The sequence below is a fragment of the Haloarcula marina genome, from assembly GCF_024218775.1.
In the GTDB taxonomy this organism is placed as follows: domain Archaea; phylum Halobacteriota; class Halobacteria; order Halobacteriales; family Haloarculaceae; genus Haloarcula; species Haloarcula marina.
The window spans coordinates 2,569,986-2,581,980 of record NZ_CP100404.1; the positions used below are offsets into that span (position 1 = coordinate 2,569,986).

At 66.5% G+C, this 11,995-nt stretch carries 15 protein-coding genes and 1 tRNA gene; 10 read left to right on the forward strand and 6 right to left on the reverse strand.

The features are described from left to right. Positions 1-19: 19 nt before the first annotated feature. Entirely contained in the window at positions 20-304 is a 285-nt protein-coding gene (locus NJQ44_RS13500; protein ID WP_254271871.1) for a DUF7526 family protein, read from the reverse strand. Positions 305-387: 83 nt separating this feature from the next. Here NJQ44_RS13500 and NJQ44_RS13505 point away from each other — a divergent pair, with 83 nt between their 5' ends. Then, complete coding sequence (locus tag NJQ44_RS13505) at positions 388-957, forward strand: dihydrofolate reductase family protein (protein WP_254271872.1); 570 nt, start codon at positions 388-390, stop codon at positions 955-957. A 7-nt stretch (positions 958-964) separates the two neighbouring features. Here NJQ44_RS13505 and NJQ44_RS13510 read toward each other — a convergent pair whose 3' ends face one another. Continuing rightward, positions 965-2,485 (reverse strand): molybdopterin-dependent oxidoreductase, encoded by a 1,521-nt coding sequence (locus NJQ44_RS13510; RefSeq protein WP_254271873.1) that lies wholly within the window; start codon positions 2,483-2,485, stop codon positions 965-967. 94 nt (positions 2,486-2,579) lie between these two features. Here NJQ44_RS13510 and NJQ44_RS19485 point away from each other — a divergent pair, with 94 nt between their 5' ends. Both NJQ44_RS19485 and NJQ44_RS13515 read left to right on the forward strand, forming a co-directional pair. After that, complete coding sequence (locus NJQ44_RS19485; protein WP_256557170.1) at positions 2,580-2,702, forward strand: HVO_2523 family zinc finger protein; 123 nt, start codon at positions 2,580-2,582, stop codon at positions 2,700-2,702. A gap of 45 nt (positions 2,703-2,747) precedes the next feature. After that, the gene (locus NJQ44_RS13515) at positions 2,748-5,642 is read left to right on the forward strand and encodes a hybrid sensor histidine kinase/response regulator (protein WP_254271874.1); all 2,895 of its coding nucleotides are present in this window, start codon (positions 2,748-2,750) and stop codon (positions 5,640-5,642) included. Here NJQ44_RS13515 and NJQ44_RS13520 read toward each other — a convergent pair. Further along, on the reverse strand, positions 5,617-6,279 hold the full coding sequence (locus NJQ44_RS13520) for a TVP38/TMEM64 family protein (RefSeq protein WP_254271875.1): 663 nt from the start codon (positions 6,277-6,279) through the stop codon (positions 5,617-5,619). The two genes, NJQ44_RS13515 and NJQ44_RS13520, sit on opposite strands and share 26 nt — an antisense overlap. A 74-nt stretch (positions 6,280-6,353) precedes the next feature. On the opposite strand from NJQ44_RS13520, the gene NJQ44_RS13525 reads away from it, so the two are divergent. Further along, positions 6,354-6,728 (forward strand): DUF5830 family protein, encoded by a 375-nt coding sequence (locus NJQ44_RS13525; protein WP_254271876.1) that lies wholly within the window; start codon positions 6,354-6,356, stop codon positions 6,726-6,728. Positions 6,729-6,757: 29 nt separating this feature from the next. Here the strand turns inward: NJQ44_RS13525 and NJQ44_RS13530 are convergent, their stop codons facing one another. Beyond that, positions 6,758-7,768: a DUF7115 domain-containing protein gene (locus NJQ44_RS13530; protein ID WP_254271877.1), complete on the reverse strand. Its 1,011-nt coding sequence runs from the start codon at positions 7,766-7,768 to the stop codon at positions 6,758-6,760. Between the two features lie 133 nt (positions 7,769-7,901). On the opposite strand from NJQ44_RS13530, the gene NJQ44_RS13535 reads away from it, so the two are divergent. Then, positions 7,902-8,045: transfer RNA gene (locus NJQ44_RS13535), tRNA-Met, on the forward strand. A gap of 169 nt (positions 8,046-8,214) precedes the next feature. Here NJQ44_RS13535 and NJQ44_RS13540 read toward each other — a convergent pair. After that, positions 8,215-8,595 (reverse strand): nuclear transport factor 2 family protein, encoded by a 381-nt coding sequence (locus NJQ44_RS13540; RefSeq protein ID WP_254271878.1) that lies wholly within the window; start codon positions 8,593-8,595, stop codon positions 8,215-8,217. A 148-nt stretch (positions 8,596-8,743) separates the two neighbouring features. After that, positions 8,744-9,316: a HalX domain-containing protein gene (locus NJQ44_RS13545; protein WP_254271879.1), complete on the reverse strand. Its 573-nt coding sequence runs from the start codon at positions 9,314-9,316 to the stop codon at positions 8,744-8,746. A 158-nt stretch (positions 9,317-9,474) separates the two neighbouring features. Here NJQ44_RS13545 and NJQ44_RS13550 point away from each other — a divergent pair, with 158 nt between their 5' ends. The 5 genes from NJQ44_RS13550 (at position 9,475) to NJQ44_RS13570 (ending at position 11,981) form a co-directional block, all read left to right on the forward strand. Continuing rightward, the gene (locus NJQ44_RS13550) at positions 9,475-9,912 is read left to right on the forward strand and encodes a pyridoxamine 5'-phosphate oxidase family protein (RefSeq protein WP_254271880.1); all 438 of its coding nucleotides are present in this window, start codon (positions 9,475-9,477) and stop codon (positions 9,910-9,912) included. Positions 9,913-9,969: 57 nt separating this feature from the next. Then, positions 9,970-10,383 (forward strand): DUF8009 family protein, encoded by a 414-nt coding sequence (locus tag NJQ44_RS13555; RefSeq protein ID WP_254271881.1) that lies wholly within the window; start codon positions 9,970-9,972, stop codon positions 10,381-10,383. Between the two features lie 201 nt (positions 10,384-10,584). Further along, positions 10,585-10,827, forward strand: a complete 243-nt coding sequence (locus NJQ44_RS13560; RefSeq protein WP_254271882.1) for a DUF8028 family protein — start codon at positions 10,585-10,587, stop codon at positions 10,825-10,827. 113 nt (positions 10,828-10,940) lie between these two features. Beyond that, positions 10,941-11,600, forward strand: coding sequence for a ribonuclease H family protein (locus NJQ44_RS13565; protein WP_254271883.1), 660 nt, complete (start codon positions 10,941-10,943; stop codon positions 11,598-11,600). Positions 11,601-11,732: 132 nt separating this feature from the next. Next, positions 11,733-11,981: a DUF8015 family protein gene (locus NJQ44_RS13570; protein WP_254271884.1), complete on the forward strand. Its 249-nt coding sequence runs from the start codon at positions 11,733-11,735 to the stop codon at positions 11,979-11,981. Positions 11,982-11,995: the final 14 nt, after the last annotated feature.

The following is an 11,995-nucleotide window of genomic DNA, read 5'->3' on the forward strand; positions in this document are numbered from 1 at the left end:
CTGCGCGCGGTTCGATTTTTCACTCGACGACTTCGTAGACGCCCGAGACGCTCGTCTCGCGGACGGTCACGGACAGTTCCTCACCTTCCTCGGCGGCCGTCTCGGCGACGAGCGTCACCGGTTCGATTGGCTCGCGTCGGAGGAAGGCGACGACGCGTTCGAACCACGAGGGGCGGCCGCCCTTCCGGCAGACGAGGATGTAGCGCGACTCGGCGAGCGAGCGGAGGTCGGGGTCTAACTCGTACTCGTCGGCGTCCGCGGGCGCGACGACGTGGATGACCTCGCCAACTATCGTCTCGGTCATACCGGCGTCTGGTGGGCGAGAAGGATGTGTGTTGTCTCTGACGGCGACAGCACCGCTATGCTGTCACGGGTCGAAGGTGGAGTATGCCGCCCGGAACTATCGTCCTCTACGTCGCCACGAGTTTGGACGGGTACGTCGCGACGCCAGACGGGGGCGTAGCGTGGTTAGACGAGTTCGACACGAGCGAGCGCGCGGGCGGCGGTGACGAGGAGACCGGTGACGACGACGAACGGGGCGGCTACGACGCGTTCTTCGCCGACGTGGACTGTCTCGTCGTGGGGTCGCGGACCTACGAGCAGGTACTGGGCTTCGGCGACTGGCCCTACGCCGACCGGCCGACGTACGTCGCGACCAGTCGGGACCTGCCGCGGGCGACCGACCACGTCGAACTGGTCGACGGCGACGTGGCCGAACTCGCCGGTTGCCTCCGACGCGAGTACGACACTGTGTGGCTCGTCGGCGGCGCGGCACTCGCACAGTCGTTCCTCCGCGAGGGGGTCGTCGACCAGATACGGCTGAACGTCGTCCCGCTACTGCTGGGCGACGGTATCCCGCTGTTCGGCGACGGACCGCGTCGGTCGCTGGACCTCGTCGAGACGACGCGCTATCCCAGTGGTATCGTCGAACTGTGCTACGACGTGGGAACCGAGTAACGCGAACTCAGGCGAACTCCTGTCTGACCCACCCCGACGGCCCGCTGGGATAGGCCTTCGACTCCGTCTCGGGTTGGACCCGACCCTCGTCGTCGACCATCCGGACGACGACGGTGTGGCCGCCGCTCGGAGCGGCGTACGCGTATTCCCACTGCCGCCACGCGTCCGCGGCGACGCCCTCGCCGTCGACGCTCGGGAGCGGTTCGGAGAGGGACGCCTCGGTCCACGTCACACCGCCGTCGGTAGACACCTCGACGCTGGAGACGCCGTCGAGGCCGCCGTAGGCGTGCCCGCCGAGGCGTCGACGGCCGTCGTCGGTGTCCTCGCGGTAGTGGAGTTTGGCGACCGGGTTCACGGGTCCGGTACCCTGCCAGCCGCGTTTCTCCCAATAGCCCTCCGCCTCCCGGTCGAGAATCTCGATTTCGGTGAGCCACTTGACGTTGACCTCGCCCCAGTGGCCGGGCACCAGCGCGCGGACGGGGTAGCCGTGGCCCCGCGGGAGGACCGTCCCGTTCATGCCGTAGACGAGCATCCCGCCCCGAAGCGCGTCGATGGGGAACTCCTCGAAGTAGCCGTCGGCCGCCCGGAGCATCACGCACTCACACCCGCTCTGTATCCCGGCCTCGTCGAGCAACTGGTCGACGGGAACGCCGGTCCACAGCGCCGTGTCCATCTTCTTGCCGTTGAGTTTCTCGCCGACGCACCGAAGCGTCGAGAACTGGTTCTCGGCGGGCATCTCCCGGAGTTCGTCGTAGTCGAGCGTGAGTTCCCGTTCGACCGCGCCGGTCACCGAGAGCGTCCACGAATCGGCGTCGACCTCCGGGTCGATGGAGTTGATGTCCACCTCGAAGAAGCGCTCGCTGACCAGCGGGTCCAGTCCGTCCAGGTCCAGCGACCGTTCGGCGGCCACGTCGAGTTTCGCCTCGATATCTTCGCGGTCGGCGCCCGGGGCCGTGAGTCTCGGCGCGTCTCTGGCGGTCGCGGTGGGCGTCCGACGCGTTCCGACGCTGTAGCCGAGCGCCGTCGCACCGAGGGCGACGCCGATGGTCGAGAGGGCTCGACGGCGTTTCGAGGAGATTGGCGGGGTCGTCTTCCCGAGGGCGTCGAGTCCCTGCGCGAGGACGACGACGGCGGCCGCGGGGAGCGCCGCGCCCGCCGCGAGGACGAGTTCGCCCGTCAGCGCGACGCCGACGACCCACGTGAGGAGCGCCGTGCCGACGCCGGGAAGCAGGCGGTTGTTGGCCTCCTGCCCGACGAGGATGGCCGCCCGCGCCGCGAGTGCGATGAACAGGCCGACGATGGCGACGGCGGTCAGCAGATTCAACTGCTGGCCCACGCTCCCCAGCGTCGTGATGGCGAAGGAGACGACCACGCCGGGCATCTGCCGCGCCAGCGTCCGCTCGACCGGCGATGCGAGAAAGGCCGGGGTGTATCCCGTGACGGCGTACGACCCCGCGAGGCCCGCCAATCCCGCGGCGACGGCGACGAGCAACTGCCCACCTCGTGAATCCAGCAAGTCCTGTCCCATACGAGAGTGAGGCGCTACCCGGCAAAAGGCGTTGTTCCAACGGAGTACCAAATTCCCCCCAAAGAGCGAAAGCGGCCGCCGCCGAACACCGGGTATGAGCGACGATACCGGCGGGCGGCCGTGTCCGATGTGTGACCGCCCGATGTACCACCGCCACTGTAAGTACGTCTGCCCCGAACACGGCGTCGTATACGACTGCGCTGACACGTTCTACTGAGCGGTGTCGCGGATTTATTGTGGTTGAACCGCATCTCTTGGAACAATGAGTAGGGATGGCGAGATTCGCGTCCTCCACGTCGACGACGACACGGAGTTCGCGGAGATCGCCGCACTGCACCTGGAACGTGTCGACGACGACATCTCCCTGGTGACTGAACCGAACGCCTACGACGGCCTGGACCGTCTCCGTTCCGAGTCCATCGACTGCGTCGTGAGCGACCACGACATGCCCGAGATGAACGGACTGGAGTTTCTGAAAGCCGTTCGTGCGGAGTTCCAAGAACTCCCGTTCGTCCTCTTTACCGGGAAGGGAAACGAGGAGATAGCCAGCGACGCCATCTCGGCGGGCGTGACCGAGTATCTCCAGAAGGGCGTCGGGACCGACCAGTACACCGTCCTCGCGAATCGAATCAGGCGAGCGGTGGGCGAGAAGCGGGCGAAAGCCGCCTTAGAGGAATCCGAGCGACAGCTCTCGACGCTCATCTCGAACCTCCCCGGCATGGTCTACCGCGCCCGCAACGAATCCGGATGGCCCATGGAGTTCGTCAGCGAGGGAGCCGCGGACCTCGTCGGCTACGACGCCGCCGCCATCGAATCTGGCGAGGTGTCGTGGGGAAGCCTCGTCGACGACGACGACGCCGACCGCCTCTGGGAACAGGTCCAGACGTGTATCGCGGCCGACGAACCGTTCGAGGTCACCTACGCCGTCGAGACCGCCGACGGCGAGACGCGATGGGTCTGGGAACGCGGACGGGTCGTCGATACGGACGACGGCATCGAACTGCTGGAGGGGTTCATCACCGACATCACCGCGCGCCGGGAACGCGAGCACGAAGTCGACCGGGAACGCCGGTTCACCGAGACCCTCATCGACGCCATCGACGACGCGTTCTACGTCATCGACCCCGACGGCGAACTGATTCGCTGGAACGACACCGTCGCGGCGGTGACCGGGTACGGCCACGAGGAAATCACGTCGATGAACACCCTCGATTTCGTCCCCGAGGAGTGTCACGACCGTATCACCGACGCCATCGCCGATACGTTGGACACCGGTCACACGAAGTTCGAAGTTCCCATCGAGACGAAGGCGGGCGAGCACATCCCCTACGAGTTCCGCGGGTCGCTCATCGAAGACGCCGACGGGGGCGTGCTGGGTATCGCCGGTATCGCGCGGGATGTCACGGAACGGAAGGCCCGTGAACGGAAACTGAGAGAGTACGAGACGCTCGTCGAGAACGTCGGCGACCCGATGTACGTGCTCGACGAGACGGGGCGTATCGAGATGGCGAACCGAGAGATGGCGGCGTATCTCGGCACGGAACGCGGGGAACTCCTCGGGACGCCAGCACGGAAGTACATCGCCGACCCGGACCACGAACGGGGTACGGAACTCGTCGACCGCCTCTTCTCGAACCCCGACGAGTCGTGGGTCACCTACGAAATGACGGTGACGACGGCCGACGGGGAAACCCGCCGGGCCGAGAACAAACTGGCCGTGCTGACCGACGACGACGGGCGACTCACCGGGTCGGTCGGCGTCGTCCGCGACATCACCGACCGGACGGCCCGGGAGCGCAAACTCGAACAGTACGAGACGCTCGTCGAGAACGTCGGCGACGCGATGTACGTCCTCGACGCCGATGGGACGATACGGATGGTCAACGACGCCATGGCGGCCCATCTGGGGTACGACCGCGAGGAAATCGTCGGCTCGGACCCGACGCGGTTCATGTCACCCGAGGACGTGCGGACGGCGAGCGACCGCATCCAACAGTTGGTCGACGACCCGGACCGGACGTGGGACACCTTCGAGATGGAGACCATCGACGTCGACGGGAACCGAGTCGTCAACGAGGACAAGGTCGCGCCCCTGTTCGACGGGGACGGCGAGTTCGTCGGGTCGGTGGGCGTCATCCGCGACATCACCGACCGGCGGGAGCGCGAACGTGACTTAGAGCGGTACGAGACGATAGTCGAAGCCGTCGGCGACCCCGTCTACGCGCTGGACGACGACGGCGTGTTCACCTTCGTCAACGAGGCCATGGAACCGATGACCGGGTACGGCCGGGACGAACTCGTCGGTCAGCGCATCGACATCATCATGACCGACGAGGACGTCGAGCGCGGGGACGACCTCATCCAGGAACTGCTGGACGACCCCGAAACCGACACCGGCACGTTGGAGATGCACCTCGTCACGCGCTGGGGCGAGACGATTCCCTGCGAGAACAACCTCGCGCTCCTCCCGTCGGCCGACGGCGAGTTCACCGGGACGGCGGGCGTCATCCGCGACATCGCCGAGCGAAAGGAGCGCGAACAGCGCCTCTCGGAGTTCGCCTCGGTCGTCAGCCACGACCTCAGAAATCCGCTCAACGTCGTGCAGGGCCGCCTCTCGCTGGCCCAGCAGACCGGCGACACCGGCCACCTCGGCGACGCATCGGCCGCCGCCGAGCGGATGGAGCAACTCATCGACGACCTGCTGACGCTGGCGCGACAGGGCCAGAGCGTCGGGACGACGGAGACAGTCGACATCGCCACCGTCGCGGAGCGAGCGTGGGCCAGCGTCCAGACGGAAGAAGCGGCCCTCGTCTCGGGGGCGACAGACACCATCGAGGCCGACCCAGACCGTCTTCGGGAACTGTTCGAGAACCTGTTTCGGAACGCGACCGACCACGGGGCCGAAGACGTGGTCGTCACGGTCGGATTGTTGGACGAGTTCGCGGGCTTCTACGTCGCCGACGACGGCCCCGGCATCCCCGAAGCAGACCGTGACCGCGTGTTCGAGCGCGGGTACACGACCAGCGAGAACGGGACCGGATTCGGACTCGCCATCGTCGAAGACATCGCGGAGGCGCACGGGTGGACGCCCGCGGTGACGGTGAGCGACGACGGCGGCGCGCGCTTCGAGTTCAGGACGACTCCGGCCGACCGCTGAAGTGTCGGTACGTCGGCCCAGCCAACACCAGCACCGCCATCGCGCCGAACAGCGCCAGCAGGTGCGGGAGCGCGTCTATCGAGAGGCCCGTCAGCGTCAGCGACCGCATCGACGCCCCGGCGAGCACTTCGACGACGACCCACGGAATCTCGCCAACGAAGGTCCCCACGACGAACGCCCGCGTCGACACGTCCGCGAAGCCAGCCCCGTAGGACACCGGGTCCGCCGGGACCGGCGAGAGCCGTGCCGCGAGGACGCCGCGCGTCTCGCCCGTGACTTCGATGATGCGCTGTCCCGAGTCGCTGAGCCGACCGAACACGCCGCCCTGCTCGCCCGCCCGCAGGGCGAACCGATACGGGATGAGGCAGGTGACGAGCGCCCCCATCAGCGCCACCGGGATGCCGTACTCGACGCCGAGGACGAATCCGACGAACGCCGAGAGCGGCATCGTCGGCCACGCGAACAGCGGCCGAATCAGGTACAGAAAAACGATGAGGGCCGCCATGTACACGGGATGGTCGGCGAGGTGCATCGCCTCGTGGATGAGTCGCGCCGGTGAGAGAAACAGAGCCGCGACGGCGAGAACGACGGCGAGCGCGCTCGTACCCACCAGTTGGTGCTTTACGAGGCGGTCCATCTGTCCGTGAGAGCGACCCGGACGGGCAAACCTCTTGTGGTAAGGATTAATCCGGTGGCCGACGACCCACCGGCGTGGACGACGCCGACTCGGACCGCGACCCCGTCGAACTCGGGGTCGAACTGCTCGCGCACCTCGAACACGACTCGCTGTCGGTCGCCGAGGCGATGGACCGAATCGAGACGGTGACCACGAACCCCGGCCTCCAGCGCGAGATTCTCGACACCGCGGCCATGCGTGGCATCATCGACCGCGAAGACGGACTCGTTCGACCGCGCTCTCGCGGGACCTACGTGAGTTTCGAGGCGGACGTGGTCGTCAAGGACGGCGACTTCTCGTGTGAGCGCTGCGGCGCGGGCATCTCGACCGGCCACTTCGTCCAGTTCGACGGCGGCGAGTTGGGGCCGTTCGGGTCGACGTGCATCAGGAAAGTGCTCGGCCGAGAGTAGCGCGTCTGAAAAAGTGCGCCGACGGGAGTTCAGCGACCCTGCCGAAGCTCTTTGATGAGCGTCTGTATCGTCTGTTCCTGCCGGTCCAGCCGCTCGTTCTGCCGCTCGATTACGGCTGTGAGGTCCGCGACCTGCTGTTCGAGCGCCGCGATGTCGGGGTCTGCGTCGGTGTCGGTGTCGGTGTCGGTGCTCGTTTCGACCTCGTCGATGGCCGCCTGCTGGGTCGCCGACTGGGCGCTCCCCGTCGTCGGGGCCGCCGCGTTCGCTTGGCCGCCGCCGTTGTCGGTCGCCGACTGCGTCGGTGTCTCCTCGCGTTGTTCGCTCTCTGTGTCCCCACTGACCAGCGGGTCGATGCCCGCGTCCAGCCCCAATCCGTCGTCCGATTCGTCGGACTCCTCGGATTCCGGCGACAGTTTCGCGTTCAGGTCCGCGAGCGAGGACACGTCGTGGAACGCGAACAGCGCGTCCTGTAGCACCTGTTTCAGCCGCGGGGCGTCCTCCGCCGGGGCCTTGATTCGCTCCGGGCGGTCGTTGACCGAGAGGACGATGGCCGTCGCGACGCTCCCCTCCTCGAAGTCGAGTCCCGTCACGTCCTCGAACGCGTACGCCTCGAAGTCGGCGTCCCACGTGACGCCGCCGAGGTGACGGAGGAGTTGGCTGTCGGTGACGACCAGCGTGAGTTCGCTGAATCGGAACACGCCTGCCACAGACTCCTCGCTCTCGATGACGTTCGAGACGGTCAGTTTCCCCTCCAGTAGCCGTTCGAGGACGGCCTCGCCGCGGCCGCCGGGGACGGTTAAATCGCGCTTCTCGTCGGTGTAGTACAGGGTGAACTTTATCTTGCGACGGCCCTCGGAGATGGTCAGTCGCTCGAAGTCGTGGGGGTAGGCAGTGACTTTCTCGTCGCTGAGCAACCCCTCGCCCCGGTAGACGAGGGTCCGGGTCGGCGTAAAGCAGACGGCGTCTTCGTCGCCGAGATTGACGCCGGCCCGAATCTCCTCGTCCCCAAGTTCGTCTTGGACGAGGTCTGGAATATCCATGTTGGGTGCATACTAACGTGATGACTTAAATCCGTGGGCCCCCCGACAACTCGTTGCCATGAGAGGAATCCACAGCCCCGAGGGAGATGAGAACCTTCAAGACGGCAAGCGGCCAACGACCGTATGCACCCGCGCCCGGGTGGCTTAGCTGGACATAGCGCCGCACTCATAGGGTCTTTTGACTCATGCGGTACCAACCGGCATGACCCGAGGGATGCTCGTCACATCCCGGACCTGGGTTATGCGGAGATCGAGGGTTCGGAGCCCTCCCCGGGCATACTTTATCCGTCGCTCACGTCGGCGAGCGACTGCTCGACCGCGCTGGTGGCTCCCGACGGTCACGAATCGGTGAGCGATAGCCACCGGTGGGTCGCCCTCGAGACGTGCTCAGTCGCCGCTCGTTCCGTCCCCGACATGGCCGAGAAGTGGTGGAATCCGGGTGCCGCTCACAGGGCCGTCGCGACGCTGACGTGCATCCCGACGAACCGCCACCCGTCCTCGCGGTGTTCGAGCGTCCCGCTCCACCGCGTCTCGAACTCGTAGCGCGTCTCGCCCGCTGTCCACGAGAGCGCCACGTCGTCGCTGAACCACGCGACGGACTTGCGCTCGGTGACGCGGAGCGCGTCGCTCTCGACGGTCCAGTCACTGGTCGAGGCCGTCTGGTCCCGCAGGCCCTCCTGAATCGCGTCGGCTCCGACGAGTCGCTCGGAGACCCCGAACTTCACGATTGGGTCGTCCGCCGCCCGGTCGTCGGCGAAGAAGGTATCCAGCGGCGCGCCCTGCCGAAGCGAGTCGTAGTAGTCTTGGACCGTCGCTCTCGCGTCCATAGCCCCGGTAGCCACCGGAGGGACTTACCCCTGTGGGGGCGGGTTTTCACCGGCCGGTCGAATTCCGACGGTTGCGCGCCGCACGCTACCGGGAACACGACGAGAGTACCGTCGAAAACGTACCGAATCCGGGAGCGAGGCCGAACGGTTACTCGCCGAGGCTCTCGAAGGCGCTCCGGAAGTCGTCGAACTCGGTGACGGCGTCGTCGGCCTGCTGACGGAGTCGCTCGACGCGGTGGCTAATCTCCTCGTACTCTTCGCGGGTCGCCAGTTCGGCGTGGCTCTTCTCGGCTTCGAGGGTTGCCTTCTTCGCGGCGACGGCGTAGTACTGCTGGATGTGGTCGTCGTACGTCGTGCGCGTGAGCATCTCCTCGACCATTCCCAGTAGGTCCGCCCGGCCGACTGGTTTCGTGAGGTAGTCGTCGAACGGCATCTCCACGATGTCGAAGTCCGGGTCGACTGCGGTCACCATCACGACGCGGCAGTCCAGATTCCGCTCGTCGAGACTGGCGAGAACGTCGTCGCCCGAGACGCCGGGCATCTGCCGGTCCAGAAACACCACGTCGACGGATTCGTCGACCATCTCGAGTGCCGTCTCCCCGTCGTAGGCACTCTCCACGTCGTGTTCCGCCCCGAGCCACGTAGTGTACAGTTCGGCTACGTCGCGTTCGTCGTCGACGACGAGCACCGTCGCCGTATCAGTTTCTTGACTCAGTTGCACGTATCCTCCCTCGTTCCCGGTCCCTGCGGGCCGCTTCGACTGTCACCTTACCAGATGCGTAATATAAATCCACCCACCGTATTATCACAATTGAATATCGAATTAGGTCAGACCGCTCACCCAAGCACAGTTTACCCCGGGACACGTATGTCGGGGCAATGGTGAACGTCACGGGCGCATGGTCCGAAGACGACGTTGCCCGCTTCTTCGAGACGACGGCCGTCCCGCTTCGCCTGGGCTGTCGCCGACCGGGCGGGGACCCGTGGATGCTGTCGCTGTGGTACCGCTACGTCGACGGCACGCTCCAGTGTGCGACGGCCGCCGACGCCGACGTGGTCAGCTATCTGGACCACGACGACGCCGTCAGTTTCGAAGTGTCCACGAACGAACCGCCGTACCGAGGCGTCAGGGGGAACGGCAGGGCAACCGTCGTACCCGACGAGGAGAAGACTGTCCTCCGCGCCCTCGTCGAGCGCTATCTCGACGGGGTCGACACGCCGCTGGCGAAGCGACTGCTTGCACCGGACCGCCGAGAAGTACAGATAACGATAACTCCAGACCGACTACACTCGTGGGACTACAGCGACCGGATGTAGCGACGCGGCACGCGAGAGACGCCGGGGCTATGTGTCTCGCCGACTTATCGCCGACCGATGGCTCCCGACCCGTCGGCCGTTCGCTCGCTGGCAATCAGTGCCGAAGACCTCCTCGCAGCGCTGGAGGCCGACGCCCGCGACGGGCCGACCACGGTCCTACGGGTCACGCCGCCGTACAGCGGCCGGATGCGGGCGCGGCTACACGTCGTTCAACCCGGCGAGGACGACGAGACGCTCCATCTGCCGCCCGCGGAACTCGTGACCGACGCGGTCCCGTCGTATCCGACGCCCGACGAAACGGCCGACGAACTGCGCGAGCGTGAGGACGAGACGTACACCGTCGACCGCCACCGAACCTACCACGAGCGGCGCGTCGAGACGTGGCGCGAGGCGGTGCTGGACCACATCGTCGACGCGGTGACGCTGCCCTCGACGGACCACGAGGTGACCGTCTCGCTGCTCGGCCCCTGACGCGCCGGTGACAGCCCCGATATCGTCGATTGAGCGCGGTCACTCTCACGCACCCAGAGCGGTTTCTAAAAGGTTTACGCGCCGCTGCATCGTTCGTGAAACGTCCAGCAGATGGACCCTTATTTCGTAAAACGGCACGAAATCGACCGAACTCTCTCGCGGTTATAAGATACCGTCTGACGTACGTATGCTCAGGTCCCAATGTCGAGTTCGTCAGCACACGAACTGTTCGCCCGCCTCGACGAATCGGTCCCCCACCTCCGTCGGTCAGTCATGGCACCCGTCCGCGGTGTCGCGTTCTGGACGGCCATCGTCCTCCCGTTCCTCTACGTGCCCCTGCTGGCTTCTGGCCTCCAGTCGCCGTCCGTCCGGACGGCCTTCGCGGCGATGGTCGCCTGCAACGCCGTCGCGCTGCTGGTCGGCCACCCTCACGCCCGCGAGTGAACTGCCGTTAGAAGGCGTTTACCGACGGTTCCGTGGCCGAATAGTGGACACGCACGGCGAATCTGGCGCGAACGGGGACACATATTTATTATCCCGCTGGTCTATGCAAACGTATGGCCGCTTACGGTCGGCCGACCCTACGAGATTTGTTCGACGAATCACCGACCCCGCACATCGCGCATCCGCCGCGGAGTCACCATCGAGACTTCTACATCGCTACAGACGGTTCTTTCAGACCCCACAGCGGCGGTCCCGTCGGCGATGAGGGTCCGCCGGAGCGGGGCGGGTTGGGCGTCGTCGTCGAGACGTTCGACGGTGAGCGCGTCGTCAGGCTTTCCGTACCCGACACCGCGCCTGACAACAACGTCGCGGAGTATCGCGCGCTCCACCTCGGACTGGACGTACTCGCCAGTCGCGCGCCAGCGGACGCCCGCGTCGGACTCCTCATCGACCACGACCAACTCGCCGAGAACGTCAACGCCGAAGTGCTGGCGACACACGGGTCGGCCTACGACCCCCCGCACGGCGTCTCCGTCCCACGCGGGACGGGCCTCCACTGGCGGGGCATCCAAGCCCGCGTCAACGGCTTCGGCGAGGTCCGGGCCGCCCGCATCTCCAGCGACCGGAACCCGGCCCACTCCCTCGCCAACGCGCCCCACCAGTACGCCCACGTCAACGGCGAACCCGACCGCTGCGTGCTCCCGAAGACGACGACCACCGAGGAGCGCGTCCCGCCGCCGTCGCGGGCCGAACGCGGCGGCGCGTCGGACTGACGGCCCCCGGCGACTGTCGCGCCCCCTGCTGGATAAGTTATGTCGAACCGACGGGAACGTTCCCCAGATGGCACACGACTCAAATTTTAAGTGGGGTCGGATAGATAGTCTTCGTTTGGAGGTGCAACACAGATGAGTACCAGTAGCAGCAGGACTCACGGGACCGACGCACAGCATCGCGACTGGTCCGCCCCGCGGCCGGTGTCACGAGACGACCTCGTCCTCGCGCTCATCCCCGCGGCGCTCCTGCTGACGGTCGTTGCGGCCGGACTGGTCGGTGTGCCGACGACGATGGCGCTGACCGCCGGGTCCGCGCTCGCCCTGACGGCCGTCCTTGACGCGCTCTTCCTGCACCCGCCGACCGACGGCCGTCGGCGGTGAGCGAGACGCGGTCG

Coding starts and splice junctions, on each gene's coding strand:
- NJQ44_RS13500 (WP_254271871.1), bottom strand. CDS start 304: ATGACCGAGACGATAGTTGGCGAGGTCATCCACGTCGTCGCGCCCGCG.
- NJQ44_RS13505 (WP_254271872.1), top strand. CDS start 388: ATGCCGCCCGGAACTATCGTCCTCTACGTCGCCACGAGTTTGGACGGG.
- NJQ44_RS13510 (WP_254271873.1), bottom strand. CDS start 2,485: ATGGGACAGGACTTGCTGGATTCACGAGGTGGGCAGTTGCTCGTCGCC.
- NJQ44_RS19485 (WP_256557170.1), top strand. CDS start 2,580: ATGAGCGACGATACCGGCGGGCGGCCGTGTCCGATGTGTGACCGCCCG.
- NJQ44_RS13515 (WP_254271874.1), top strand. CDS start 2,748: ATGAGTAGGGATGGCGAGATTCGCGTCCTCCACGTCGACGACGACACG.
- NJQ44_RS13520 (WP_254271875.1), bottom strand. CDS start 6,279: ATGGACCGCCTCGTAAAGCACCAACTGGTGGGTACGAGCGCGCTCGCC.
- NJQ44_RS13530 (WP_254271877.1), bottom strand. CDS start 7,768: ATGGATATTCCAGACCTCGTCCAAGACGAACTTGGGGACGAGGAGATT.
- NJQ44_RS13540 (WP_254271878.1), bottom strand. CDS start 8,595: ATGGACGCGAGAGCGACGGTCCAAGACTACTACGACTCGCTTCGGCAG.
- NJQ44_RS13550 (WP_254271880.1), top strand. CDS start 9,475: ATGGTGAACGTCACGGGCGCATGGTCCGAAGACGACGTTGCCCGCTTC.
- NJQ44_RS13555 (WP_254271881.1), top strand. CDS start 9,970: ATGGCTCCCGACCCGTCGGCCGTTCGCTCGCTGGCAATCAGTGCCGAA.
- NJQ44_RS13560 (WP_254271882.1), top strand. CDS start 10,585: ATGTCGAGTTCGTCAGCACACGAACTGTTCGCCCGCCTCGACGAATCG.
- NJQ44_RS13565 (WP_254271883.1), top strand. CDS start 10,941: ATGGCCGCTTACGGTCGGCCGACCCTACGAGATTTGTTCGACGAATCA.
- NJQ44_RS13570 (WP_254271884.1), top strand. CDS start 11,733: ATGAGTACCAGTAGCAGCAGGACTCACGGGACCGACGCACAGCATCGC.